Source organism: Leucobacter celer subsp. astrifaciens, assembly GCF_001273835.1.
Classification (GTDB): domain Bacteria; phylum Actinomycetota; class Actinomycetes; order Actinomycetales; family Microbacteriaceae; genus Leucobacter; species Leucobacter celer.
Genome location: NZ_JHEI01000133.1, coordinates 32,614 through 57,000, shown reverse-complemented (window position 1 = coordinate 57,000; position 24,387 = coordinate 32,614). Strand labels below are relative to the sequence as shown.

The following is a 24,387-nucleotide window of genomic DNA, read 5'->3' as shown; positions in this document are numbered from 1 at the left end:
CCATGGCAAAGAAGCTGCTCGTCATCCTGCTGGTGCTGTTCTGCATCGGCCCCTCGTCCGCGCTGGTCGGCCTTGGCGCGTTCATGGGGCCGGCCGGATTCTGCCTGAACAACTCCCTGGTCGTCGGCCCGATCCCCGACAGCCTCACCGCCACGACCGCCGGCGGAACCCCGGTCACGCTTGACAAGCGGCAGCTCACCCACGCGGCGACGATCATCACCACCGGGGCCGGCATCCCCGGTGTCGGGCAAGCAGGCGTGCGCATTGCCCTGATGGCGGCGCTCACCGAATCTCGGCTGCGGATGCTCGCCAACACGAGCGCCTACCCCGAATCGGCCGGCTTCCCGAACGACGGTGACGCTTCAGATCACGACAGCTTGGGCCTGTTCCAGATGCGCCCCGCCGCAGGCTGGGGCACGGTCGCCGAGCTCATGAACCCGAGCTATCAGGCTCAAGCGTTCTATGGCGGGAAGAACGGACCGAACTACCCCTCGCCGCGCGGCCTGCTCGACATTCCCGGCTGGCAGTCCATGGACCCGGGAGCTGCGGCGCAGGCAGTCGAGGTCAGCGCCTATCCCGACCGGTACCGGAACTGGCAGCCCGTCGCCGAGGCGATCCTCACCGCCCTCACCACCACCGCACCCGGCAGTACCGGCGGTGGCAGCGGGGGTGGCGGGCAGCTGCCGGAGACCTCGCGGATCGTGTTCCCGCTCCCGGACGGCAGCTACACGAGCACCGACAGCTTCGGGTGGCGCACCGACCCCTTCACCGGGGAGAGCGAGTTCCATTCCGGCTCGGATCTCGCCGCAGCCGACGGCACCCCGATCTTCGCCGTCGCCGACGGCCGCGTCGCGGTAGCCGAGTTCGGAGGCTGGGGCGGGCTCATCATCATCGAGCACACCGTCAAGGGTGCCCGCGTCGCCTCTTATTACGTGCATATGTGGCGCGACGGCATCTACGTCACGGCCGGCGAGACGGTCGCTGCAGGGCAGCACATCGGCGATGTCGGCTCGTCTGGCCGTTCGACCGGCCCGCACCTGCATCTCGAAATCCACCCCGGCGGGCAGGGCCAGCCTCCCGTGAATGCGATGGAATGGCTCGCCGGGCACGGCGCCGTCCCGAGCGACGGCACGACCACCGCGGTCGGGTGCCGCGCGAGCTTCGGGAGCGCCGCATGAACGTGTTTCCCGACTTCGGCGGCGTCGGCGCATCCGACGAGCTCGCCTCGGTGATCGGCGCGCTCCTCACGATCATCCTCATCGGCGCCGTGCTCACCCTCATCGTCTCCGCGATCGTGTGGGCGGTGTCGTCATCAGCCGGGAACCCGTACACGGCGCAGAAAGCACGCGTCGGCGTATTCGTCGCAATCGGAGCTGCCGCGCTCGCGGGAGCCGGGGTTGCATGGGTGAACTTCCTCCTCACCATCGGCGACACCCTCTGATTCCGTCGCTGTCGTCACTCGCTGGTGCACCTGTCTGTCGGACGATTCGCGTCCATCCACCGACCGGCAAGGAGCAGCACCTCATGATCGATATCGACCCGAATAGCGACGGGCTTCCGGGGATCGCGCAACTGCGCGACATCGTCGGCGCCGTCATGACCATGGGCCTCATCCTCAGCGTCTTGGCGCTCATCGTCTCCGCGATCGTGTGGGGTTTCGGCGCGAACTCCTCCAATCCGCACCTTGCCTCGCGGGGTAAGACGGGCGTGCTGGTGTCCTGTGGTGCGGCGGTGCTGTGCGGTGCTGCGGTCACGCTGATCAACTTCTTCTGGACTGTCGGCCAGGCCGTCAACTAACGGGCGGTGATCCCGGTGAGTATCTGTGACGTCCCCGGTATCTCCACCGTCTGCACGACGATCGGTGACGGACCTGCCGGGCTCTTCTTCGGGTGGATCGCGTCGGCGATGGGCCTCGGCGTCTCCACCCTGTTCCAGGGCATGTGGGAGGTGTTTTCCACCACTACCTCGGTCGATGTCACCAGCGACGGGTACGTGAAGGTCTACAACATCCTGTTCGGCATCGCCGTGCTCGTGACGCTGCTGTTCTTCTGCTTCCAGCTCATCGCAGGGCTCGCCCGCCGCGACCCCTCCGCACTCACCCGCGCCGCCACCGGGGTTGCTAAATCGGTGCTGGGGTCGTTTGTGCTCATTACTTGCACCGCGCTTCTGCTCGAGATCACCGACCAGCTGTGCGTCGGTATCATCCAGGCCACCGGGCAGACCATCGAGAGCATGGGCGACCGGCTCGCGCTCCTCATCGGCGCCGTCACCATCACCTCGGTCGCTGGCGGCGCAGGCGCATTGCTCACGATCTTCCTTGCTGGCCTGATGATCGCGGCGATCTTCATCCTGTGGTTCTCCCTCCTCATCCGCAAGGCCTTGCTGCTGGTGGCGATCGTGTTCGGACCGATCGCACTGTCGGGCCTCACCTGGGAGGCCTCGCGCGGCTGGTTCGGGAAGTGGGCGACCTTCGTCGTCGCGCTCATCGCGTCGAAGCTCGTGATCGTGGTGATCTTCCTGATCGCCACCGCCCAGGTCGCCGCTCCCATCAGCCTCGACCTGAAATCGCTATCGGAGCCGATTGCCGGGATCGTGCTGCTGTTCGTCGCAGCCTTCGCACCGTACATGGCGTATAAGTTCCTGAGCTTCGTCGGCTTCGATATGTACCAGGCCGCGTCTATGGAGCAGGAAGCGAAAAGCGCCCTTAACCGGCCGGTCCCGCTCCCGTCGAAACCATCCGGTCCCGCACCGAAGCAAGTCCTCGACGGCGCAGACCCAGGCACGACCGCACCGAAGACCGCCCCTGCATCAGCCTCAGTACCGGCTCATGCGGCTCCTGCGGCTGGCGGCAGCGCCGCCGCAAGCAGCGGGAGTGCTGCCAGTGCTGGCGGAGCTGCCGGTGGTGCGGCCGCAGGCGGCGGTGCCGCGGGGGGTGCTGCCGCAGCCGGGCCCGCTGCTGCGGTGGTGGCCGGGGCGATCGTCGTGAAGGAGACCGCGACTGCGGGGCCGAAGCTCGGCGGAGCGATCGGGAATGCCGCAGACTCTCACGCTGGCAGCGCGTCTGAGCAGGCGACCCCGCCACCGACGAGCTCGCCGGTGCAGCAGCCGCCCGCAGTGCTCCCACCGGCAACGCCGAAGACCCCGCCCGCGCCAAGCGGGAAGGAATGACCCCATGACCTCGCACGCGTCCACGGCCTCCGCGTCGGAGAGGTTCGAGCTGCGGCCGGTGCAGTTCTCCCGGCTCACGCGCCGCGGCATCCTCCTCGGCCTCTCCCTTCCGCAGCTCATCGTCCTCGCTGTCGCGTTGCTCATTGTCGTCGCGGGCCTCTACACGAACGGAGGTGCGGGCCTTGCATGGTCGTCGCCCGCGTGGGCGTCGCTCATCGCGGTCGCCTGGGTGCCTATTGGCGGGCGGAAGCTCATCGAATGGGCTCCCATCGTCACCCGGTGGATGCTCCGCACCCGGGCAAAGCAGACCCGCTACCGCAGACGCGTCGTGAAGCCCCGCCCCGCAGGCACGCTCGCGCTCCCCGGAGACATGGCGGCACTCCGGGAATGGGTAGACCCCGAAACGGGAGCGGCGATGATCCACGACCCGCACGCGCAGACCCTCACCGCGGTGTGCGGGGTGCAGCACCCGGCATTCGTGCTCCTCGACCCCGCCGAGCAGCAGCGCCGCGTCACCGGCTGGGGTCGCGTGCTCGCCGCCGCCTGCCGCTCAGGTCGCATCGCCCGTATTCAGGTCATGGAGCGCACCCTCCCCGATTCCGGGTCCGGGCTCACCGAATGGTGGCGGCAGCATGGCACCGACGACGGCTCCTGGGCGGCGACCACCTACCGCGAACTCATCGAGCGGGCCGGCCCCGCAGGCGAGCGCCACGCCACCACCGTGTCGCTGTCGATAGACATGCGCGCCGCCGCCAGACAGATCCGTTCCGCAGGCGGCGGCATGAAGGGCGCGGCCGCGGTGCTGCGTCAGGAGATGCAGTCGTTCCAGACCGCGCTCCGCAGCGCCGAGCTGCACATGAACGGCTGGCTCACCCCGGGCGACGTCGCCTTGATCCTCCGCACCGCTTACGATCCCGCTGCGGGCCCTGCCTTGGAACGGCATGGCGCTCTGGGCCGGGATCTCGCGATCGCTGGCCCGGTCGCGGTGAACGAGTCGTGGGATCGGTTGCGCTCCGACAGCGCACATCACGCGGTGCTGTGGATCAGCGAGTGGCCCCGTGCGCAGACCTTTCCCGGGTTCCTTGCCCCGCTCGTTCTTACTGGCGGCGTCCTCCGTTCCCTTTCCCTGCATTACCTCCCGGTGCGGGCGGATCAGGCAGCGCGGGATCTGCGGAAGAAGAAGACCGAGATGATCGCCGACGCAGCGCAACGGCGGAAGATCGGCCAGGTCGAAGACACGCAAGCCTCCGCCGAGTACAGCGACGTCCTGCAACAGGAATCGGAACTCACCGCAGGGCACGGCGTCTTGCGCGTCGTCGGTCTCGTCTCCATTTCGGCGCCGACCGCGAGCGAGCTCGATGCTGCCGCGTCGCAGATCGAACAGGCCGCGATCCAGGCCTCGTGCGAAACGAGAAGGCTCGTCGGGCAGCAGGCCCAGGCCTTTACCGCAGCGGCACTGCCACTGTGCCGATCCATCTGACCGCTTCACCCTTTCGAATGGAGTCCCGATCATGCCAACTTTCACCGACCCTGCCGCCGACGCGGCCGAGATGTACGAAGCGATGCGCGGCCTCGCCCACGCGAGCATCGTTCTCGACCAGCCCGAGAGCATGTACGGGATGCTCGGCAACCTGCTCGGCGCGGTGCGATCCCTCGAACAGGTGCTCAACCAGTTCGCAAAAGGCCACACCGACCCCCGCGGGCGCGCAGCGAATGACGCCGGCGATCGTGCCGCCGGCAGACAAGATGCGCTCACCGCAGCGGCCGAACTTCGCCAGGCCGCCGCCCTCATCGGCGAGGCAGAGCGGCGGCTCGACGCGGGCATGGCGGCGGCCGGCCGGATCGCCTGGCAGCCCACCGTTCAGGCGAGCGAAGCTCCTTCGCGGCTCATCAACGTGGTGTTCCTGCAGAGCGGCGAAGCCGACCATGCGCTCGACCTGATCGAATCCAGGGGCGCGGATGCCGCGATCCACGAACTTGCAAGCTACGACTACGGTGACGAGACCGTCGAAGCCGCGCTCGAGAATGGATACGTCTACGACTTAGCGCCCATCGCGCAGCTCGACCGCGTGACTACGCTCGACGCTTACACCCTGGTCTATAACCATGACCACCGGCACGTCGCCCTCTACCGTGCCGAAGATAGCCTGCCCAGCCCCGTTCTGCTCGGCATCGCAGACGCCCGTCACGCCGCACTAGCCGATACCCCCGAGCGCGACGGTGCTGCTGCGGACTCACGGCAGGCGCGGCGGGAACGTCTCGGCACCCCGACGATCAACCGACAAAACTATGTGAACCACCCCGCCGCGTGGGGCCTCAGACGATGAGACACGAACCAGGCGAGGCCGAGCCCAGGCGGCTCCATACATCGGTGCTCGTCGGCCCGGAAGGGGAACTGCGCAAGCACCGCCGCGCCCGCGCGCAAGCCGCAGCCCGCCTCCAAGCCGAAGCAAGAGCCGCAGCTATCGCCGCCGCCCGAGCCCAAGCAGACGAGGAACGCGAAGCTCGCCGCGCAACCCGTTACCTGCCGAAGGCCGGCGAGGACGGGCCCGCAGCGTTGCGCACGCCTGGCCGGTTCCGCCTCCCGCGCCACCAGGACACCTCAGCCACTCTGTCGGGGCACTACCCGTTCCTCGCCGAAGGCGGGCTCGGCTCAGCCGGAACTTTCATCGGGCAAGACCTCTACTCGGGCGGCTCCTTCGTATACGACCCATGGCAGCTCTATAAGCAAGGGGTCATCACCGCCCCGAACATCATCCTCGCCGGCATCGTCGGGAGCGGAAAATCCTCACTCGCCAAGAGCCTCTACACGCGGGCGATCCCGTTCGGACGCCGGGTCTACGTCCCTGGCGACCCCAAAGGCGAACACACCGCCGTCGCCCGCGCCGTTGGCGGCCGCGCCATCGTCCTCGGTCCCTCGCTCCAGACTCGTCTGAATCCCTTAGATGAGGGCTACCGGGCGGCCGGCATCCCGGATGAGGACTGGGCAGCACAGGTCGCAGCCCGTCGTCGGGGTCTCATCGGGGCGCTCGCGGAGACCGTGCTCGACCGCCGCCTCACGCCAGTAGAGCACACCGCGATCGACGTTGCCCTCGCCGATGCGGTGCGATGCGCGGAAGTGCCGATCCTGCCAATGGTCGTCGACCGCATCCTCGCACCCGCGAAAGCCGATGACCCCGACGGCCGGCTCGCCGAAGACGGCCGCATGGTCGGGCACGCACTCCGCAGGCTCGTCGCCGGCGACCTATCCGGGATGTTCGACGGCCCCAGCACCGAGAAGTTCGATCCCACCCTCCCGATGCTCTCGCTCGATCTCTCAAGAGTGGCCGAAAACTCGGCACTGCTCGCGGTGCTGATGACTTGCGCGGCCGCGTGGATGGAAGCCGCGCTCCAGGACCCGGCCGGCGGGCAACGCTTCGTCGTCTACGACGAGGCGTGGCGCCTCATGTCCTACCCGAGTCTTCTCGCCCGCATGGATGCGCAATGGCGGCTCGCCAGGCACTACGGGCTCGCGAACCTGCTGGTCTTCCACAAGCTCTCGGACCTCGAGAACGTCGGTGACCAGGGATCGCGGATGCGGGGCCTTGCGTCGTCGCTCCTCGCGAACGCGGAGACTCGCATCGTCTACCGGCAGGAATCCGACCAACTCGGCGTCACCGCACAAACCCTCGGCCTCACCGGCACCGAGCGATCCCTGCTCCCAGGCCTCGGCATCGGGCAGGGCCTCTGGAAGATCAAAGACCGCAGCTTCGTCGTGCAGCACCAGCTTCACCCCGCCGAACTGGATCTCTTCGACACTCGTGCACGGATGCTTTAAAACATCTGCACACGGACAGAATTCATCTCAACGGCTGGACACTCGCTTGCCACAGCGTTCGGGTAGCAAGAACGAACGGCCCGAGAAGCGTGAGTGCACCTAGTATGCATATCGTCGCCAGGCCAAAGACGAATCCAACCGACCTTTGTCCAGCGTTACTCCCACTTGCCGCGCCAAACGCATAGACCAGTGCTGCGCAAACCAAAACTGCTAATAGTGCGACCACGGTTCCAGTGAATGCCGAAAACGTAACGAGGATCGTAAATCTCAGCATCAGATTCAACGGAGCAAGCTCTTCGATCGTCATGTGAGGCAGACGCGCTCCGTCCTTTCCAAACGAGACGAGCACACCAGATGCCAGGATGACGAGCATCAGGAGCGCACTGATCCAGATCCATTCGTAGCCCAGAAGCGCCCTTAGGGTTTGCGCGCTGCCATTGATCACTGGTTCGAGAAGGTTCCAGCCAAGGTCACGCACAAGTACTTCACTAGAGATGACCTGAAGACTGCGTCCGGTCAAAATAGCGCTTAGCTCTCCGATCAGGAGAATCCACAGCAGTAGGTTGAGTAGCCATTCCTGCTTAAGGGTGTCGAGAACCGTATTCACGGTAGCACCTGTTTTGGTTGCGATATCGAGTGGATCCATATGCCCTTCTTAGCCGAGACCACCGTCAAGGAAGGTTATGAGCTGCGCACCTGACTGTTGGCTGCCGTCATTCCTGGCGGTGGTCTTCCATCGTCCAGTCAGGAGTCCCCATGTCGAATACCGTGCTCGTGCCGCCCGGCGTAGCGAGACCGCCCAGCCGTTCCGCCGCCCGTGCGGGGGCGCTTCTCACGATTCTGCTCATGCTCTTCGGAGGCCTGTTCTTCGGTCCAACCCCGGCTCAAGCCGCAACACTCGGCATTGGTTACGGCAACGAGGATCTGTGGCTAGGGTCGTTCTCGGCGCATGGTCGGCAGGCCTACTGCATGGACCTCGACGCTGTTCCTCCGTGGGGGAACACGCAGCATCCCGAACTGAAGACAACCCTCGACAGTCTCACATCGACTGAGCTGGCCCGTCTCAACTACGTCATGGGCCGCTGGGGCGAGTCACAGGACCCGAATGTGACGGCTGCGGTGCAGATGTATGTTTGGGATGTCGCCGATCACGGCAACTACGCCGGCCGTGGTGGGGATGCGCACTTCATCACCCGCGTGCCAGCGGCCGCGCAGGGCACCGTGCTCGCGAACCTGAATGGGATGCGTGATGCTGCGGCAGCGAACGCGGTTGAGAACCCGTCGGTGTCGCTGTCAATCAGCATGAGCGACCAGTACCAGGGGCAGGTCACGGTCAGCACGAACCCGGCGTCTGCGACGGGCACGGTGACGCTCACCAATGCCACCTTCGCGAACGGGTCGGCCACCGCGACGCTCGGCGCGGGCACGCATCAGATCGTTGGCACCCCGCCCGTGTCGGCCCCCGACTACCAGATCACGGCTGCCATGCAGGCGCCCGCGATCGGCTACGGGGCGGGCGTTGATCTCTTCTACACCCCCGGCGAGCAGCGCATTCTCGCGGCCGCCTCCTTTGAACCTCTGTCGGCGACCGCGAAGTCCCCGGTGATCCCGCTCGACTTCCAGCCGGTCATCGAGACGGTCGTCTCGGCGAAGTTCGTGCAGGCCGGTGACGTGTTCACCGACAAGCTCGCCGTGTCTGTGACGAAGCATTCCTGGATCAAGGTGAACGGGAACCCGGTGCCGGTGCTCGCCGAGGGCACCCTGTACGGGCCGTTCGATGCGCAGCCTGCCGAAGCGAACGCGCCCCCGCAGGGCGCACCCGTGCTCGGCACCGAGACGCTGACGCTCACCCATCCCGGCAGCTACGTCTCGCCCGGCACCCTCACCGCCCCAGAGTCGGGCTTCTACACGTGGGTGTGGAAGATCGACAAGCAGCAGCAAGGCGGCAACGCGAAGTACCTCACCGATTCGTTCACCGACCGCTTCGGCCGGGTCGCGGAGACCTCGATCACCCCGTTCCAGCCCGAAGCAGTGTCGAAGGCGAACGGCCGGCTCGTGAAACCCGGCGATGCCGTGACCGACACCATCACCGTCGAGTCAAGCAATGGCCGGTGGCTGCAGCACAACGGCGATCTGATCCCAGTGGTCTTCGAGGGCACCGCCTATCAGGTGCCCGGCACCCTTCCGCCCGCGCAGGGGGCTCAGATTCCGGCGGGTGCGGCGCCGATCGGCACGGTGCAGGTCACCGCGACGGGGCCGGGCACCTACGAGTCGCCCGAGGTGATCCTCCCGGATGCGGGCTTCGTAACCTGGGTGTGGCAGGTAAAGAAGGCGTCGCAGCCCGAGTGGGTGCGCCCCTACATCGCTTCCGATTGGCAGGACGACTACGGCATCAACATCGAGTCGCACTCGGTGCGCTGGCCGCTGACGATCACCTCCGAGGTGCGCGAGTACAACGTGCACGCCGGAGGCCGAGCCTTCGACCGCATCACCGTCTCCGGGTTCCCCGACAATCACCCCGACTTCGAGGGCGACGGCTACTGGGGCCCCGATGAGAAGGAGCTCACACACACCGTCTACGGCCCGTTCAAGACCGACGCGGAACTCACCGACGATCTCGACCTCGAGACCGCGCCGGTACTGACGACGATCAGCACGCCTGCGAAGAACGGCGTCTACGACATCGGCTACACCGACGACGATCGCATCCAGCCGGAAAACCCCGGCTACTACGTCGTGGTGACCACCTTCGCGGGCGACGACCGGGTACAGCCCTTCCAGAGTTCCCCGGCTGACATCTGGGAGCGGTTCTACGTTCCCGACGACCAGCAGCCGCTGTCGGTCATCACGCAGGCCACCCCGGTCGCGGGCGTCGGCGAGGAGTTCGACGATGCCGCGCTCGTCCAGGGATCGAAGATCCCCGACGACTCGTATCTCGTGTTCCGCGCCTACGGCCCTCACGACCCGGACGCTGAGCCGGTGTGCGATGTCCCGTTCTTCACCTCCGAGAAGATCCCGGTCACCCAGGCCGGCATCTACCGTTCCGGGAAGACGAGCGTCGACCGGGCAGGTCACGTCTACTGGGTCGAGACCCTCTACGGGAAGGACGGCAAGGTGCTCGCCGAAGGGCGCTGCGGCGCACCGGGCGAGACCACGGTCGTGACCGACACCCCGCCGAAAGCACCGCCAACGCCTGAGACGCCGGAACTGCCGAAGCTCCCGCCTGAGCTCCCGGTCACCGGCGGGTCCGGGTTCCCGTGGCTCATCGCCGCAGGCGGGGCCGTTGCGCTGCTCGCGGCCGGGTTCACGCTGTGGTTCGGGCGCCGACTCGCGCTCTCCCGAGAGCAGGGCGGCTACGTCAGAGAGGAGGACGAAGGCATCGAAGAACTCATGAACAACTAAGACACCTCCCACTGAGCGGGCGGAACCGGCAGACCCTAACCCCAGGTCTTGCAGTTCCGCCCGCTTCGTCATGCCTGCCCGGCGCACCTGCCCTCTGACAGCAACACGGTTCAGGAGGCGACGGTGACCGACTACACGGAAGACACGATCACGCGCATGACGCTCACAGCGCTCACCGACCCGGGAGACCCGGTCACCGGGAAACTCGTCCAGGCCATCGGCCTCACCGAGACCCTCGCGCTGATCCGAGACCCGGGCGCGGCGATCCCCGCTCAGGTCGACCCGCTCGAAGGCATCCGCTGGCGGCAGGAAGCCGCAGCACGGCAGAAAGACGCCCTCGCAGACGAACTCATCGCCCTCACCGAGCGAAGCGGACTCAGGCTGCTCACGCCCGGGCGCGCAGGCTGGCCCGCCGACCTCACCGACCTCGGATCTTCGGCACCGCTGGTGCTGTGGGCGAAGGGGAACCCGGAACTGCTCACCTCGTCACTCACCTCCCGGGTGACGATCACCGGCGCACGCGCAGCCACCGCCTACGGCGTGCACGTCACCCACGAACTCGCCGAGCAACTGGCCGAGTCCCCGCGCATCCTCGTCTCCGGCGGAGCCTACGGCATCGACGCCGAAACGCACCGTGCTGCGACCGCAGTCCGGTCCGGGTCGACGATCGCGGTACTCGCAGGCGGCGTCGACCGCCCCTACCCAGCCGCGCACGCCTCGCTGTTCCAGCGCATCACCGACGGCGGCGGGCTCCTGCTCTCTGAAGTGCCACCCGGACTCGCCCCGACCAAGGACCGTTTCGTAGCTCGCGCCCGCCTCATGGCTGCGCTCAGCGGGGCGACCGTGGTTCCCGAGGCAGGCCCGCGTTCGGGAAGCCTGCGGGTCGCAGTCAGCGCCTACGATCTCGGTCGCCGCGTCGGCGCGGTGCCAGGCCCGATCACCTCGGCAGCATCGTCTGGATGCCACCTGCTCCTTGCCGAGGGATTCGCCGAAGTCGTCACGAATACCGGAGACGTCGAGGCGATGCTCGACCCGGACCCAGCGGCGTTCCGTCTCCCGCCCGCCTATCAGCAGGCCGCCCGCCGAGCCGCCCCGGATGCCGGCCGCTCGACGGGCAGGGCCGCGCTCTGAACCCCTTTCCGCCCTTGGTCCTGGCGTGCGGCGCGTCAGGGCCGAGCTCTGCCCTCAAGCCCTCCCGAAGGAGATCCCCGCATGTCGAAACGCGATCACTCAAAGCACACCGACCCGACGGCCGTGATGGTGCGGATCGTCGTCGCAGACGACGGCAACATGACCGTCACCGTCGATGGGGCACCGTACCTGCCGCCCGAGTTCTCGCCGCCCTGGCGTCGTGCGTCGTTCCCCGCGATCGTCGACGCGATCAGCCAGCAGACCGGCCGCACCCTCCGCGTCGACGTGATCGAGACCGACGGCCGCACCATCACCGACTTCTACACCCCACGCACACCCCGCAAGGCTGAACCGCAAACGCCAGCCGCTGAATCCTCCGTGCAGGCCGCGCCCCCAGCGGAGCCAGCCCCGCCGCCGCGTCTGATGCAGTTCGCCGGGTCCGGGATGATCCCCGGCGAAGAGGTCGCGGTGGCGATCATCATCGCGCACGCCGAATCGGGGCCGGACGGGATCGCACGGGCACTGATCGACTCCCGCTACCTTGAGCATTCGCCCACGGGCGAAGCGGTGCTGCTGGGCCGCATTTCGGCGACGGTCTGCGTTGGGCAACCGCAGTGAGTTCCCCGATCCGTCCGACAGGCAGTCTCGGCGACGAGCTCACGAACGCCGCACTCGTCGGGCTTGCCGCGCTCGCGATCCTGGCGGCGATCCTCCGGGGCGCGGGAAGCGTCGCCGCGTTCCTCACCGGATCAATGCAGCCCAACGGAGGGATCGGTTCTGGTGCCGGGGTGCTCCTGCACCCCGCCGACCCCGCCACCGCACTCGATGCGCCAGGCCTGAACCCCATCGTCTACTGGCTCGTCGCGGGCGTGCTGATCCTCGCCGCCGCAGCGGCCGGCTGGTGGATGTGGTCGGCGATCCGGCATCACGGCCGGCGCCAGGAGATGGACCCGTACCGCATCGCAGGAATCGCCACCCGCGCCGAAGTCGCCAGAGCCGGATCTCCGCGCGCCCTACTCGCACGCGCAGGCAACCTGCGCCCCTCCCTCGACCACCCGGAACCGGCCGACGTGGGGTACCGGGTAGGGGCGTCGCGCGGAGTCGAGGTGTGGGCCTCGGTCGAAGACTCGATCCTGCTCATCGGGCCGCCCAGAAGCGGCAAAGGTGTGCATATCGTCATCAACTCGATCCTCTCCGCCCCAGGCGCCGTGGTGACCACCTCGACGCGGCCTGACAATGCGACCGCGACCATCCGTGCGCGCGAACGCATCGGCCCAGTCGCGGTGTTCGACCCGCAAGGCCTCGCAGCAGGCATCCCAGCCGGACTGCGCTGGTCGCCCGTCCGTGGATGCGACGCGCCACTGACGGCAATGATCCGGGCTGCGGGCCTTGCCTCGGCTACTGAGCTCGGGAAAGGGGGCGTCGAGGGCGGTGACTTCTGGGAGGCGAAGACTCGCGTCGCGCTCCAATGCCTGCTGCACGCTGCAGCGCTCGATGGTCGGCAACCAGCGGATCTGTTCCGGTGGACGCTCGACCCTGCCTCCGCGGGCGATGCCGTCTCCATTCTCGGCACGCACCCGCGCGCTGCCGGTGGGTGGGCCGAGGCGTTGCAGGCCATGCTCGAAGCCGACCCGCGCACCAGGGACTCGATCTGGCAGGGCGTCTCACTTGCCCTCTCCGCCCTTGCCGACCCGCGCGTGCTCGATGCCGTCACCCCGGGCCCTGATGAGATGTTCGACCCCGAATCATTCCTCGAGCAGAAGGGCACCCTCTATTTGCTGGCGACTGCCGCCGGCGCGAACAACAGTGCCCCGCTGGTTGCGGCGCTCATCGAAGATGTCGTAGAAGCAGCCCGCCGCCTGGCCGCTCGCAGCCCGGGGGCGAGGCTCGACCCGTCCTTGTTGCTCGCTCTCGATGAGGTGGCGAACCTCAGCCCGCTGCCATCGCTGCCGACGCTCATGGCCGAGGGAGGCGGCACCGGGATCACGACGATGCCCGTCTTGCAGTCGCTTGCGCAAGCGCGGGAGCAATGGTCGGACAACGCGGCATCCGCGATCTGGGATGCCGCGATCGTGAAGATCATCCTCGGCGGCGCCTCCAACAGTCGCGACCTCCAAGACCTCTCGACGCTCATCGGCGAGCGAGACGAGATCACCGACTCCACGACGGTCGGCGACCACGGCTCACGATCGGCACAGCGCTCGATCCGCCGGGTGCCGGTCATGCCACCCGACGCGATCCGCCGCCTCCCGTTTGGTACGGGTCTTGTGCTGCTGCGCGCGGCGCCCCCGATCGTCTCACGGCTGCGCCGCTGGACCCAGCGTGCCGACGGCAAGCAGCTCGTCGCTGACCGGCGCACGGTCGAGGCGCAACTCCGCTACCGGGATGCCGCGACCGGTTCAGGTACGCCGTCTGCAGATGATCCGGCAGGCACGGGGAGCGCACCTGGCCCGTAGAGATGTCGCGCAGCAAGCGGGACCGTGAAATGAGAAGGACGAAGCGATGGAACTGCGTACCAAGACGGCTCTCCCGGGCTACCTCTCCCGGGCTCCTCAGCTCAAGCGTCTCTCCGATGGGCTCGCACTGTTCATCGGCCAGCTTGGACAGAAGCAGTATCGAGACGAGGCAGATGGCAGTCTCACGCTCCTCGGCACGAGGTATATCAAGCTCGTCTTGCTCGGAGAGAAAGCTGAGGAGGCGATCGTTGACTTCGTGGAGGGCGACGACGTGGTGGCCATCGGTGGCTTCAAGACGCGGAACTACGAGCACCGCGGGCAGAGTGTCGAGGAACGCCAGTTCCAGGCCGTCAAGCTCCTGTTCGACACCACACGCGATCGTTATCAGGTGGAACGGAAGCCACGGCGCCGCACGAATATGGTGAAGGAAACACGGCACGCTGCGGCACCGGTCGAGTTCCGGGCAGCTCAGCCCACCCCTGCTCAGACGCTGGGGCGGTGAGCGAGATGAACGACGCTCCTCGCGCTGAGGATAGTCTCGGCGACGACCTCGATGCCGAACTCGAAGAAGACGACCTCTACGACCTGGTCATGGCCAGCACTGCGCTGCCGGAGCCACCTCGACCGATCAACTGGAATCTGCTCTCGTCCGGTGACGCAGAGGCAGAATGGCTGGCACTGAACCAGTGGGTCGACCAGATCCGCCGCACCTATGGCCTGCCCGCTTCGGTGATCCCGCCCTTCTGGTATCGGCATCCCGAACTCGTGTGGGAGCTCTCCGCTCTGCATCTGCACTGGATCGCGAGCTACGACCCGGAGCAGGACGCTTCGGGTCCGATTGCCTGGCACACCGACTTCGCACTCGCCCGCGAACGCCTCCGCGAATGGGTAGCGACCTGCGGTACCCGCATCGACCGTGACCGCCCGACCCGGCAGACCATCTGGCCAGGAGAAGCACCACAAGCGCCCATCGAGGATGAGGTGATCGCGAATCGGATGGAAGATTTCATCGCGTTCGTCGCAGCCGATGTGCAGTCGCGCCAGGACATCGAGGATGACTTCATTCGTGCCAAGCAGGCGGCTGATCGTGCCCGCGACAACGAACCAGGTTGAGCCGCTGTGGAACTCGCGTGAGGCATCCGAGTTCCTCAACGTATCCCAGGCGACGCTGTCCCGGTGGCGACGCGAACGGGAAGGCCCGCCCTTCGTGCAGGTCGGGACGATCGCACGCTACAACCCGCCCACCGTACGTGCCTGGGTCCTCGAACGCGAGACCCGCGATGGCTGACCCGCACAATCACCAGGTTCCCCCGATCGGCGCGAAACTCGCGACCAGCATCGAGAACCGAGGCAGGGGCTACCTCGCACGCGTCAGATGGACAGACCCCCACACGAGGAAACGCCCCAGCCGGTCGGTCTTCGTCGAAACCACGCAGCAAGCGGAGGAGTTTTTCGAACGGATGCAGCAGGCAACCGAGACAGGCACCGATGCGCTCATCACCTTCGCCGACTACGTGAAGTCGATCGGAGACCGGTGGCAGCGGGGCCTCGATCCCACCTCCACCGCTTCCTACTACGACGCAGGGCTCAGGCTCCGCGTGCTTCCCGCGCTCGGACACCTGAAAGTCAGCAAGATCACCACTGGCCTTATCGACCGCACCATCGACAGATGGGAAAACGAGTACAGTCCCTCGACGATCAAGAACACCATCGGGCCGCTCGTCAGGGTGCTCGATGTCGCCGTGCGCGACGAACTCATCACGTCGAACCCTGCGAAGAACCGCTCCCGACGCACATTCCACAAAGACTCAGTCCTAGCACCAGGCTCGCTCCGTGCGTACGCGATCTCCGACCTCGACACGCTCAACCGGCTCGCAGAGGCGTGCGCTGCGGTGCACCAGAGCTACTCGGACCATGTGATGCTCTGCGCCATGCTCGCCGCAAGAGGCTCGGAAGTCGCAGGGCTCGAAGTCGGCGACATCGACTGGAAGAACCGGATCGTGACGATCGAACGCCAGGTATACCCCGGCAAAGGCGGTCTCGTCACGAAGCAGACCAAAGGTCGAAGGGAACGCTACGTCCCCATTCTCGATCCGCTCGAACCCATCCTCATCCGCCTCTCCGCAGGCAAGAAGCCCGACGAGCCGCTGCTGCGCGGCCCCCGAGGCGGGATCCTGACCACGGCCACGGTACGCGACGCGACGAAATGGGAAGAACTCGTCGCCGGGCTCGGAATGCCGGGCCTGACTCGGCACGGACTTAGACACACCGGCGCGACGTGGCTTGCGGACGCCGGCGTGCCGCTCCACGTTCTGCAGCGCATCCTGGGTCACGCGTCAATCGAGACGACCAAGGGATATCTGCACCCCGACCACCGGCACCTGGGAGAAGCAGCGAAACTCGCCAACCGCTTCCTCGCGAACTCAGCCAAACGGAAGGAGAGTGTCAAGCCCACAAGACCCCAGTTATAGCGAGCAGTCACCCGATCCCTGGCTGCGAAAGGGATCGGGGCATCGCCGTGCCCCGAGATTTGGCCCACTAGCGGCCACTAGATGGCCCACTAGATCCTTCACCAGCAGAATCGGCGAGAGCCGCCGGGCTCTTGCTCGCGCACCGCTCCGCGTCGGCTGAAGCGCGCCGGAGCCCACCAGAAACGAGAGAAGCCCTGACGAGAAATGGCTTCTCATCAGGGCTTTTTCGTCGGGTTGACAGGATTTGAACCTGCGACCCCCTGACCCCCAGTCAGGTGCGCTACCAAGCTGCGCCACAACCCGTTGTTTAGTTATTTTGGGCTGGCGAGAGGCTACTGCACTTAACCCCCAGTCAAGTGCGCTACCAAGCTGCGCCACAGCCCGTTGCCACCACGCCTTCGCGAAGCAACCCCTCTATCTTACCCATACTCCGGCCGCGCAAATGACCATGTCGCGAAAGTGGCCGGGGTCACCGCGAGACCCCGCCGATCTCCTCCAGCGAGGCGGCCAGGAAGCCGTCCTCGGCCTCGTTGCCCGGCAGTTCCAGCGCACACCGGTACGCCACAGCGGCCGAAGCGAACTCCCCCAGTTCCTCCAGCGTCACGGCACGCGCTATATGGAACGGTCGGAACCGAGCCAACACAGCATCGGCGGCGAGCGCGTCGAGCAGCCGCAAGCCCACGGCCGGTCCGCGGGCCCGCCCCAGCGCCACCGCGCGCCCCAGCCGCACCACCGGCCCCGGCTCGTGCGCCTCGAGCATCCCGTAGAGCACCGCGATCTGATCCCAGTCGGTGACGCCGAACGAAACAGCCTCGGCGTGCACCGCCGCGATCGCCGCCTGGATCGCATAGGACCCTGCTCCGGGAGATCCCGCGGCCGCCTCAGCCAACACAAGACCCTCCGCGATCAGCTCGCGATCCCACAGCTCGCGATCCTGCTCCGCGAGCGGCACCGGCCGCCCATCGACCGCATCAACGCGCGCCGGCCGCCGCGCCTCCGTGAGCAGCAGCAGCGCGAGCAACCCCGTGGTCTCGGCCGAGGCGAGCTCGGGCACCAGATCCCGCAGCACCCGGGCCAACCGGATCGCCTCGGCGGTCAGATCGTCGCGCACGTGCCCGGCCCCACCAGATCGGGCGAAACCCTCCGCGTACATGAGGTAGACGACCTTCTGCACCCCGGCGAGCCGCGCCGGCAGCTCCGCACGCGGCGGCTCCCCGAACGGCACCCCGAGCGTGCGGATCCGCTTCTTCGCCCGCACGATCCGCTGCTGCATCGTCGCCACGGGCACGAGCAGCGCGTGCGCCACCTCCGCGGTGCTGAGCCCGCCGACGAAGCGCAGCGTGAGCGCCACCCGATCCTCGGGGCTCATCACCGGGTGACAGCAGGCGAAGAACAGCCCCAGGCGGTCATCGGGTACGGTATCGAGCTCCCGCGAAGCAGCAAGAGCAGCGGGATCCTCGAGGCCCGCGGGCACGGGCGCGCGCTCCTCCTCGATGCGCAGCCGCGCCAGCTTCTGCGCCAGCACGCTCTCGCGCCGCACGAGGTCGAGCGCCTTGCGCTTGGCCGTCGTCTTCAGCCAGGCCTCGGGAGACTCGGGAACCCCCGTCTTCGGCCACGTCAGCAGCGCCTGCGCCAGCGCCTCCTGCGTGACGTCCTCGGCGAGGTCGAGGTCGCCGAAGCGCCGCGCCAGCGTCGCGAGGATGCGGGCGCGGGCGTCGCGGTCGATCTCCGCGAGCGCCCGGCGCACCTCATCCGACGTCATGCGTCACCGCCGAAACAGACGACCGGCCGAACATCCCGGGCTCAATACGGCGCGAGCGGACGGATCTCCACGTGCCCGCCCGGCGCCGAGGCCGGGCTCTTGCGCGCCCACGCGATCGCCTCGTCGATGTCGGCCACCTCGATGATGTAGCCGCCGCCCACGAACTCCCGCACCTCGGCGAAGGGTCCGGAGGAGACGACCCGCTCCCCCTGCGCATCGCTGCCGACGCTCACCCCCTGGTCGGGATCCTCGAGCGCGAACGAGGTCACCACGACCCCCGCCTCGGTGATCTCCTGGTCGAAGGCGAAGAACTCCTCGGGGCTCGCGCCCCCGTCCTCGCCGCACGCCGGATCATCGACGTGTCCCATGAGCAGCAGTGCGTACTTCATGATTCCTCCTGGGCTTCACTCCGCCGCCTGCGCGGTGCAGATCGGGCGGGATCGGAACGCCGGACCGAGCGGTCCGACATGAGAGTGACGAACGGGATCGGCCGGGATCGACAGCGCGCAGAAAAATCTTTCGCGCGGGATGCACGAGTTACGCAAGATGCACGAGATGTATGAGACGCACGGGGCGCGTGGGATCGGCCGCACCCGCCCGCCAGGCGGTCACCGCCGCACACGCGCTATCCCTCCTGCTGATCCTCGCGCCGGGGCTCGGGGCCGAATTCGTAGGCGCGCCCCGTGAGACTCTCGATGTCGATGCGCACGAAGGTCGGCTTGAGCGTGGACACGAACGGCCGCAGCGGAAGCCGCTCAGCGGCCAGGACCTCGTCCTCCTGCTCGAGCGCCCGCGCGGTACCCCGCGCCACCACGCTCCAGCCTTCGGTCTCGCCGACCTCATCGACCTCGAAGAGCACCGAGCTGTTGATCGTGAGCTCCACCAGCTTGCTGCCGGCCGCCGTACGGAAGACGATGGACCGCCCGTCGAGCACGAAGTTGATCGGCACGACGTCGATCACCTCGCCCACGCTGGTCACGAGGCGCCCCACCTCCTGCGTACCGAGCCGCACCCAGCACTCGTTCTCCGACAGCACCGCGCTCGACTTCTCGTTCTCGCTCATGCCTTCATTCTTGCGCGATCGTGCAGCAGAGGGAAGAGCGCGGGATCGGGGGCCGGCGCCGGCGTTCCCGTACGGGCCCAGGCACTGGTACGCCCCGATCCATGGTTTCGACTCCTTCGTCGCTCAACCGGCGAGCCAGCGCGCAACCCCGCGGTTTCGACTCCTCCGTCGCTCAACCAGCTCCTCCGTCGCTCGACCAGCTCCTTCGTCGCTCGACCGGCGGATCCAGCACTCAACCGGCGGGCACCTGCACGCGCAACCCCACGCAATGCCCAGGCACGGCGACCCCCCGCCCCGCTACGCTGAAACCATGAGCGACCTCCGCAATCCCGGCGACGCCTGGGTCACCGCAGCCGATGGCGGACGCTACTGGGGGCGCTTCGGCGCGGCCGGCCTGCTCGCGCACGACCGCGCGCTCGACGCCATCCTGCTGCAGCACCGCGTCACCTGGAGCGACCACGGCGACACCTGGGGCATCCCCGGCGGAGCCCGGCACGAGGGCGAAGCCGCGATCGACGGCGCGATCCGCGAGTCGCAGGAGGAGGCCGGGGTTCCCGATCACGCGGTGGCTCCCCGCTACACGCACGTGCTGGATCGCGGCGGCTGGACCTACACCACGCTCGTCGCCGAAGTCGCGACGCCCTTCATCCCGAGGATCACCGACCCCGAGAGCCACGCGCTCGAGTGGGTGCACGTCGACGAGGTCGAGGAGCGCCCGCTGCACCCGGCCTTCGCCGCGAGCTGGCGGCTGCTGCGTCCGCTGCTCACCGCGTCCCCCACGGTGGTGGTCGACGCGGCGAACGTGATCGGCAGCGTGCCCGACGGCTGGTGGAAGGATCGTCGCGCCGCCGCCGAGCGCCTGCGCGACCGCCTCGAGGTGCTCGCGGTGCAGGAGGGCGGGATCCGCGCCGGCTTCGTCGGCCTTCCCGACTCCCTCGTCTCGGGCATCGACCGCGCCTATCCGGAGTGGGTGATGGTGGCCGAGGGCGTCGCCCGCGGCATCGACAGCAGCCCGCACGTGCGTGTGGTCGACGCGCCCGAACTCGGTGACGACACCATCGTCGCCGAGGCCTCAGCAGCCGCCACCGCGGGCCGCGCCGTGGCCGTGGTGACGAGCGACGCCGAGCTTCGCACGCGCGCGCACGCCGCGGGCGCCACCACGCGCGGCGTCAAGAAGCTGCTGAAGCTGCTGCCGGAGTGACCGCGGCCGCGCGACGCCGGCGCAGCGCCGCGACGATGCCCGCGACGATGAGCCCCTGCCCCAGCGTGTAGGTGAGCATCACCGCGCCGCTCGTCCACGCCGGCATCACCTCCGGCACGAAGATGCGGAACGCGAGGATCGCGTCCGACACCAGGAACCAGGCCCCGCCCCACGCGATCACCGCTCCGCAGCGCGAGGCCACTGCCGCGGTCGCCACGAGCAGCAGGCCGTAGATCATCACCGGCACGGTGAGCGACCCGGTGTGCGGCACGAGCAGCGCCATCAGCGCCGCGTAAGCCCCGACGTAGACGAGCGCCCAGGCGGGGAAGCGCCGCACGGCGACCCCGTCCGCCCGCCACATCAGCAGCACGTAGCCCACGTGCGCAAGGCCGAAGCAGAGCAGCATCATGGGCAGCTCGTCGTCGAACATCGGGAAGAACGTAGCCGCGCCGTCACCGAGCCACGAGAACGCGATCGCGGCGACGAGCAGCACGATCGCGCCCCGCGTCCCGCGCTCGCCGAGCAGCCCCGGCACCGGCCGCGCCGCGGCCCAGAGCGCGCCGAGCGCGAGCGCCGGCATGAGCAGCAGCTTGGTGGGCGCGTGGATCGGGAGCTCCAGGAAGAGCGCAACCACGTGCACCGCCGACACGACAGCGTAGGGCGCGAACGGCAGCAGCGCGCGGGAGCGGGGCGTCATCGGGAGCGGTCCGTCAGGGCTCGACGAGGATCCCGTCGTCGTCGCACCACACGGCCGCACCGGGCCGGAACACCACGCCGCCGATCTCCACGGGCACATCGACCTCACCCTCGCCGGTCTTGCTCGACTTGGCGGGGTTCGACCCGAGCGCCTTCACGCCGAAGGGCAGCGTGCCGAGCGCCACGCGATCCCGGATCGCGCCGTTGACGATGAGCCCGGCCCAGCCGTTGTCGACCGCGAGGCTCGCGATCACGTCGCCCACGAGCGCGCTCTCGAGGGATCCACCGCCGTCGATCACCAGCACGGCGCCGTCGCCCGGGCCGCTCAGCAGCTCCTTGAGCAGCGCGTTGTCACGGAAGCATCGCACCGTGCGCACGGGGCCGCTGAAGCCGCTCATGCCGCCGATGTTCTGAAACTGCAGCGATACCGACTGCAGCTTCTCCCCCCGCTCGTCGTACAGGTCTGCAGTGCTGATCTGCGACATCGTCGATTCTCCCTCCGAACCCGGGCGCTGGGGCCCTGGTGGGAACAACGCTACCCGGATCCTCGGACAAACGGGCCAGGCGAGCCACGGGAGGAAAACTTGCCTTCCACGCACCTTTACTGTACAAAAGTACATGTACACATGTCCATTCGCGTGCGATCGACAGACGGGAGCGCACCATGTCGGATTCCACCGACCTCACGGCCAAGCCGGCACGCAGGCGACGCGATCCCGAGGGCCGTCGCCGCGCGATCCTAGCCGCAGCCACCGAGCTGATCGTCGAGCACGGCGCCGCGGCCCTCACGCATCGCGCCATCGCCGCCCGCGCGCAGGTGCCCCTCGGCTCGACCACGCAGTACTTCAGCTCGATCGACGAGCTGCGCGAGGCGGCCCTGCAGCAGCTCTCCGACGAGATCGACGAGGAGCTCGAGCGCATGGAGCCGCATCTCGCCGACTTCGTGACGCGCCCCGATCTCGCCGTCGATCAGTTCCTGGAGTACCTGCGCGACACCCGCGTGCTCCAGGCCGATATCGCGCTCATGACCACCGCGGTCACCGACCCTCGGCTGCGCCCCCTGGCCCTCCGCTGGACCGACCGGCTCACCGACATGCTCACCCCGCACATCGGCCGGGAGCGCGCCTCCGCGATCGCCGTCTACCTCGACGGCGTCACGATGCACGCGGGCCTGCACGAGCACCCGCTCGAGCACCACGAGATCACCGGGGTGCTGCGCGCCCTCGCCACGATGCCCGTCGAGGATCCCGCCGCCGAGCACACCGCTGCCGGTCCTGGCGAGGATCCGGATCCGGATCCCGGCCCCGCAGCCGACGCACCCCGAACAGACCCGACCCCCACCGACTCACCACAGGAAAGATCATGACCGCCCCCATCGACACCGCAGCCACCCCAGCGCAGACGACCCTCAGCCGCAGCCGGCGCTGGGCAGCCGTGGCCGTGCTCACCGCGAGCCTGCTCGTCATCACGATGGACATGACGATCCTCAACATCGCACTGCCCGAGATGGCGGCCGAGCTGCATCCCTCATCCGATCAGCAGCTGTGGATCATCGACGTCTACTCGCTCGTGCTCGCGGGCCTGCTCGTCTCGTTCGCCGCGATCGCCGACCGCTGGGGCCGCAAGCGCATGCTGCTGCTCGGCTACGCGATCTTCGGCGCCGCATCGCTGCTCGTGCTGTTCGCGAACAGCGCCGAGGGCGTCATCGCGATCCGGGCGCTGCTCGGCGTGGGCGGCGCGATGATCATGCCGATCACGCTGTCGCTCATCCGCGTCATCTTCACCGATCCGAAGGAGCGCGCCACCGCGCTCAGCATCTGGGCCGCGGTCTCGGGCCTCGGCGCCGCCGTGGGCCCGCTCATCGGCGGCGTGCTGCTCGAGCACTTCTCGTGGCACGCGGCGTTCCTCATCAACGTGCCGCTGATGATCGTCGGCATCATCGCGGGCATCATCATCCTGCCCGAGTCGCGCGTCGCCAACCCCGGCCGCTGGGATGCCCTGGCCGCGCTGCTCTCCCTCGTCGGCATGACGCTGCTCGTGTGGGCCATCAAGACCTTCGGCAAGGAGGCGAGCTTCCTCGTCCCCGAGGCGCTCGCGGCCTTCACCGCGGGTGCCGCCCTGCTCGGGTGGTTCATCGTCCGCTGCGTGCGCAGCAGTTCCCCGCTGCTCGATCTGCGGCTCTTCCGCAACCGGGAGTTCTCCGCCGGCATCGTCGCGGCCCTCGGGTCGATGTTCGCCATGGCGGCCGCGCTGCTGCTCATCGCGCAGTGGATGCAGCTCGTCGACGGCGCCTCGCCCGTCGAGGCCGGCGTGCGTCTGTTCCCGATCGCGATCGCGGGCGCCGTGGCATCGCTCTCGGCTCCCCCGCTCGCCCGGCTCATCGGCGCGCGCACCGTGCTGGCCGGCGGCGTGGGCCTCGCGGGCGTCGGCATGCTGATCATCGCACTGCAGCCGGGCACGCTGAGCACCCTCACCGTGCTCATCGCGCTCACCCTGGTGGGCGCCGGCACGGGATCCCTCGCGATCGGATCGGCAATGATCATGCACGGCTCCCCCGAGGAGAAGGCCGGCAACGCGGGCGCCCTCGAGGAGACCTCGTACGAGCTGGGAGCGGTGCTGGGCGTCGCGATCCTCGGCAGCATCTCGGCGCTGCTCTACCGCGCCGAGCTGATCGCCTCGGGTGCGCTCGCCGGGCTCGACGCGAAACTGGCCGGACAGGCCGAGGCGTCGCTGGGGGCCGCGGTGGCGATCTCGGCCGAAGCGCAGCTGCCCGCGCTCGCACACGAGGCCGGCGTGGCGTTCACCCACTCGCTGCAGGCGACGGGGATCGCGGGCGGCATCATCATGCTCGCGGTCGCGGCGCTCGTGTTCTTCATGACGCCGCGCGGTACCGACGTGTCCGGGGTGTCGCACTAGGCGCGGGATCGGTTCGCGCCGGCTCCGCCGGCCGCACCCCGGCTCCCCTGCTGCCCGGTCTGCTCCCTACCCGACCGCCCTGCGCCCTTGCCCGCTCGCCCTCCGCTCGCCCGGCCTGCTCCCTGCCCACCCCGACGCTTCGGCTCTCACCGTTCTTTCGGATCGAATCGGGCGCTCTGATCCGAAAGAACGGTGAGAGCCGAGCGAAGTGTCGGAGTCCAGACCGACATCGGGGGCCGGGATCGGGGCAGCCGGCGCACGAGGCCCGGCCCCCGGGGTCCAGAACCGGGGTACCCCATCATCG

At 68.2% G+C, this 24,387-nt stretch carries 23 protein-coding genes and 2 tRNA genes; 17 read left to right on the top strand and 8 right to left on the bottom strand.

Annotated features, from left to right (window positions below; genetic code table 11):
• Positions 1-2 precede the first annotated feature (2 nt).
• The 7 genes from AMS65_RS02735 (at position 3) to AMS65_RS02705 (ending at position 6,985) form a co-directional block, all read left to right on the top strand.
• Positions 3-1,178 carry a M23 family metallopeptidase gene (locus AMS65_RS02735; RefSeq protein ID WP_053382640.1) on the top strand — a complete coding sequence of 392 codons (1,176 nt, stop codon included), beginning with the start codon at positions 3-5 and terminating at the stop codon, positions 1,176-1,178.
• Complete coding sequence (locus AMS65_RS02730; RefSeq protein WP_053382639.1) at positions 1,175-1,441, top strand: DUF6112 family protein; 267 nt, start codon at positions 1,175-1,177, stop codon at positions 1,439-1,441. Before AMS65_RS02735 ends, AMS65_RS02730 begins: the two co-directional genes overlap by 4 nt.
• Positions 1,442-1,524: 83 nt before the next feature.
• The gene (locus AMS65_RS02725) at positions 1,525-1,797 is read left to right on the top strand and encodes a DUF6112 family protein (protein ID WP_053382638.1); all 273 of its coding nucleotides are present in this window, start codon (positions 1,525-1,527) and stop codon (positions 1,795-1,797) included.
• Positions 1,798-1,812: 15 nt separating this feature from the next.
• On the top strand, positions 1,813-3,168 hold the full coding sequence (locus tag AMS65_RS02720; RefSeq protein ID WP_053382637.1) for a conjugal transfer protein TrbL: 1,356 nt from the start codon (positions 1,813-1,815) through the stop codon (positions 3,166-3,168).
• Between the two features lie 4 nt (positions 3,169-3,172).
• Positions 3,173-4,648 (top strand): SCO6880 family protein, encoded by a 1,476-nt coding sequence (locus AMS65_RS02715; RefSeq protein WP_053382636.1) that lies wholly within the window; start codon positions 3,173-3,175, stop codon positions 4,646-4,648.
• Between the two features lie 31 nt (positions 4,649-4,679).
• A complete protein-coding gene (locus AMS65_RS02710) occupies positions 4,680-5,495 on the top strand; it encodes a hypothetical protein (protein ID WP_075200801.1) in 816 nt (271 codons plus the stop codon).
• Positions 5,492-6,985, top strand: a complete 1,494-nt coding sequence (locus AMS65_RS02705) for an ATP-binding protein (RefSeq protein ID WP_053382881.1) — start codon at positions 5,492-5,494, stop codon at positions 6,983-6,985. The genes AMS65_RS02710 and AMS65_RS02705 overlap by 4 nt, the downstream gene beginning before the upstream one ends.
• Before the next feature lie 22 nt (positions 6,986-7,007).
• Here the strand turns inward: AMS65_RS02705 and AMS65_RS19290 are convergent, their stop codons facing one another.
• Entirely contained in the window at positions 7,008-7,631 is a 624-nt protein-coding gene (locus AMS65_RS19290; protein WP_157502027.1) for a hypothetical protein, read from the bottom strand.
• A gap of 110 nt (positions 7,632-7,741) precedes the next feature.
• On the opposite strand from AMS65_RS19290, the gene AMS65_RS02700 reads away from it, so the two are divergent.
• The 7 genes from AMS65_RS02700 to AMS65_RS02665 all read left to right on the top strand — a co-directional run bounded on the left by AMS65_RS02700 (position 7,742) and on the right by AMS65_RS02665 (position 16,445).
• Positions 7,742-10,387: an LPXTG cell wall anchor domain-containing protein gene (locus AMS65_RS02700; RefSeq protein ID WP_053382635.1), complete on the top strand. Its 2,646-nt coding sequence runs from the start codon at positions 7,742-7,744 to the stop codon at positions 10,385-10,387.
• A 123-nt stretch (positions 10,388-10,510) separates the two neighbouring features.
• Positions 10,511-11,518, top strand: a complete 1,008-nt coding sequence (locus AMS65_RS02695; protein ID WP_083451433.1) for a DNA-processing protein DprA — start codon at positions 10,511-10,513, stop codon at positions 11,516-11,518.
• 81 nt (positions 11,519-11,599) lie between these two features.
• Positions 11,600-12,136, top strand: a complete 537-nt coding sequence (locus tag AMS65_RS02690; RefSeq protein WP_053382634.1) for a hypothetical protein — start codon at positions 11,600-11,602, stop codon at positions 12,134-12,136.
• The gene (locus AMS65_RS02685) at positions 12,133-13,974 is read left to right on the top strand and encodes a type IV secretory system conjugative DNA transfer family protein (protein WP_083451432.1); all 1,842 of its coding nucleotides are present in this window, start codon (positions 12,133-12,135) and stop codon (positions 13,972-13,974) included. Before AMS65_RS02690 ends, AMS65_RS02685 begins: the two co-directional genes overlap by 4 nt.
• A gap of 46 nt (positions 13,975-14,020) precedes the next feature.
• Complete coding sequence (locus AMS65_RS02680) at positions 14,021-14,476, top strand: hypothetical protein (RefSeq protein WP_053382633.1); 456 nt, start codon at positions 14,021-14,023, stop codon at positions 14,474-14,476.
• 5 nt (positions 14,477-14,481) lie between these two features.
• A complete protein-coding gene (locus AMS65_RS02675) occupies positions 14,482-15,087 on the top strand; it encodes a hypothetical protein (protein WP_053382632.1) in 606 nt (201 codons plus the stop codon).
• 167 nt (positions 15,088-15,254) lie between these two features.
• Entirely contained in the window at positions 15,255-16,445 is a 1,191-nt protein-coding gene (locus AMS65_RS02665; protein ID WP_053382630.1) for a tyrosine-type recombinase/integrase, read from the top strand.
• 229 nt (positions 16,446-16,674) lie between these two features.
• On the opposite strand, the gene AMS65_RS02660 is transcribed toward AMS65_RS02665, so the two are convergent.
• The 5 genes from AMS65_RS02660 to AMS65_RS02645 form a co-directional block, all read right to left on the bottom strand.
• Positions 16,675-16,748, bottom strand: a tRNA-Pro gene (locus tag AMS65_RS02660).
• 13 nt (positions 16,749-16,761) lie between these two features.
• Positions 16,762-16,829: transfer RNA gene (locus tag AMS65_RS19285), tRNA-Pro, on the bottom strand.
• Between the two features lie 85 nt (positions 16,830-16,914).
• Positions 16,915-18,207 (bottom strand): RNA polymerase sigma factor, encoded by a 1,293-nt coding sequence (locus AMS65_RS02655; RefSeq protein WP_053382629.1) that lies wholly within the window; start codon positions 18,205-18,207, stop codon positions 16,915-16,917.
• 41 nt (positions 18,208-18,248) lie between these two features.
• On the bottom strand, positions 18,249-18,596 hold the full coding sequence (locus AMS65_RS02650) for a YciI family protein (protein WP_053382628.1): 348 nt from the start codon (positions 18,594-18,596) through the stop codon (positions 18,249-18,251).
• A gap of 236 nt (positions 18,597-18,832) precedes the next feature.
• On the bottom strand, positions 18,833-19,270 hold the full coding sequence (locus AMS65_RS02645; protein WP_053382627.1) for a pyridoxamine 5'-phosphate oxidase family protein: 438 nt from the start codon (positions 19,268-19,270) through the stop codon (positions 18,833-18,835).
• A 310-nt stretch (positions 19,271-19,580) separates the two neighbouring features.
• On the opposite strand from AMS65_RS02645, the gene AMS65_RS02640 reads away from it, so the two are divergent.
• Positions 19,581-20,471, top strand: coding sequence for an NUDIX domain-containing protein (locus AMS65_RS02640; protein WP_053382626.1), 891 nt, complete (start codon positions 19,581-19,583; stop codon positions 20,469-20,471).
• Here AMS65_RS02640 and AMS65_RS02635 read toward each other — a convergent pair.
• Both AMS65_RS02635 and rraA read right to left on the bottom strand, forming a co-directional pair.
• Positions 20,440-21,168 (bottom strand): lysoplasmalogenase, encoded by a 729-nt coding sequence (locus AMS65_RS02635; protein ID WP_053382625.1) that lies wholly within the window; start codon positions 21,166-21,168, stop codon positions 20,440-20,442. The genes AMS65_RS02640 and AMS65_RS02635 overlap by 32 nt on opposite strands.
• 13 nt (positions 21,169-21,181) lie before the next feature.
• Positions 21,182-21,652 (bottom strand): ribonuclease E activity regulator RraA, encoded by a 471-nt coding sequence (gene rraA, locus AMS65_RS02630; protein ID WP_053382624.1) that lies wholly within the window; start codon positions 21,650-21,652, stop codon positions 21,182-21,184.
• A gap of 179 nt (positions 21,653-21,831) precedes the next feature.
• Here rraA and AMS65_RS02625 point away from each other — a divergent pair, with 179 nt between their 5' ends.
• Both AMS65_RS02625 and AMS65_RS02620 read left to right on the top strand, forming a co-directional pair.
• A complete protein-coding gene (locus tag AMS65_RS02625) occupies positions 21,832-22,533 on the top strand; it encodes a TetR/AcrR family transcriptional regulator (RefSeq protein WP_075200800.1) in 702 nt (233 codons plus the stop codon).
• Positions 22,530-24,083, top strand: coding sequence for an MFS transporter (locus AMS65_RS02620; RefSeq protein WP_053382623.1), 1,554 nt, complete (start codon positions 22,530-22,532; stop codon positions 24,081-24,083). Before AMS65_RS02625 ends, AMS65_RS02620 begins: the two co-directional genes overlap by 4 nt.
• Positions 24,084-24,387: the final 304 nt, after the last annotated feature.

Coding starts and splice junctions, on each gene's coding strand:
- AMS65_RS02735 (WP_053382640.1), top strand. CDS start 3: ATGGCAAAGAAGCTGCTCGTCATCCTGCTGGTGCTGTTCTGCATCGGC.
- AMS65_RS02730 (WP_053382639.1), top strand. CDS start 1,175: ATGAACGTGTTTCCCGACTTCGGCGGCGTCGGCGCATCCGACGAGCTC.
- AMS65_RS02725 (WP_053382638.1), top strand. CDS start 1,525: ATGATCGATATCGACCCGAATAGCGACGGGCTTCCGGGGATCGCGCAA.
- AMS65_RS02715 (WP_053382636.1), top strand. CDS start 3,173: ATGACCTCGCACGCGTCCACGGCCTCCGCGTCGGAGAGGTTCGAGCTG.
- AMS65_RS02710 (WP_075200801.1), top strand. CDS start 4,680: ATGCCAACTTTCACCGACCCTGCCGCCGACGCGGCCGAGATGTACGAA.
- AMS65_RS02705 (WP_053382881.1), top strand. CDS start 5,492: ATGAGACACGAACCAGGCGAGGCCGAGCCCAGGCGGCTCCATACATCG.
- AMS65_RS19290 (WP_157502027.1), bottom strand. CDS start 7,631: ATGGATCCACTCGATATCGCAACCAAAACAGGTGCTACCGTGAATACG.
- AMS65_RS02700 (WP_053382635.1), top strand. CDS start 7,742: ATGTCGAATACCGTGCTCGTGCCGCCCGGCGTAGCGAGACCGCCCAGC.
- AMS65_RS02690 (WP_053382634.1), top strand. CDS start 11,600: ATGTCGAAACGCGATCACTCAAAGCACACCGACCCGACGGCCGTGATG.
- AMS65_RS02680 (WP_053382633.1), top strand. CDS start 14,021: ATGGAACTGCGTACCAAGACGGCTCTCCCGGGCTACCTCTCCCGGGCT.
- AMS65_RS02675 (WP_053382632.1), top strand. CDS start 14,482: ATGAACGACGCTCCTCGCGCTGAGGATAGTCTCGGCGACGACCTCGAT.
- AMS65_RS02665 (WP_053382630.1), top strand. CDS start 15,255: ATGGCTGACCCGCACAATCACCAGGTTCCCCCGATCGGCGCGAAACTC.
- AMS65_RS02655 (WP_053382629.1), bottom strand. CDS start 18,207: ATGACGTCGGATGAGGTGCGCCGGGCGCTCGCGGAGATCGACCGCGAC.
- AMS65_RS02650 (WP_053382628.1), bottom strand. CDS start 18,596: ATGAAGTACGCACTGCTGCTCATGGGACACGTCGATGATCCGGCGTGC.
- AMS65_RS02645 (WP_053382627.1), bottom strand. CDS start 19,270: ATGAGCGAGAACGAGAAGTCGAGCGCGGTGCTGTCGGAGAACGAGTGC.
- AMS65_RS02640 (WP_053382626.1), top strand. CDS start 19,581: ATGAGCGACCTCCGCAATCCCGGCGACGCCTGGGTCACCGCAGCCGAT.
- AMS65_RS02635 (WP_053382625.1), bottom strand. CDS start 21,168: ATGACGCCCCGCTCCCGCGCGCTGCTGCCGTTCGCGCCCTACGCTGTC.
- rraA (WP_053382624.1), bottom strand. CDS start 21,652: ATGTCGCAGATCAGCACTGCAGACCTGTACGACGAGCGGGGGGAGAAG.
- AMS65_RS02625 (WP_075200800.1), top strand. CDS start 21,832: ATGTCGGATTCCACCGACCTCACGGCCAAGCCGGCACGCAGGCGACGC.
- AMS65_RS02620 (WP_053382623.1), top strand. CDS start 22,530: ATGACCGCCCCCATCGACACCGCAGCCACCCCAGCGCAGACGACCCTC.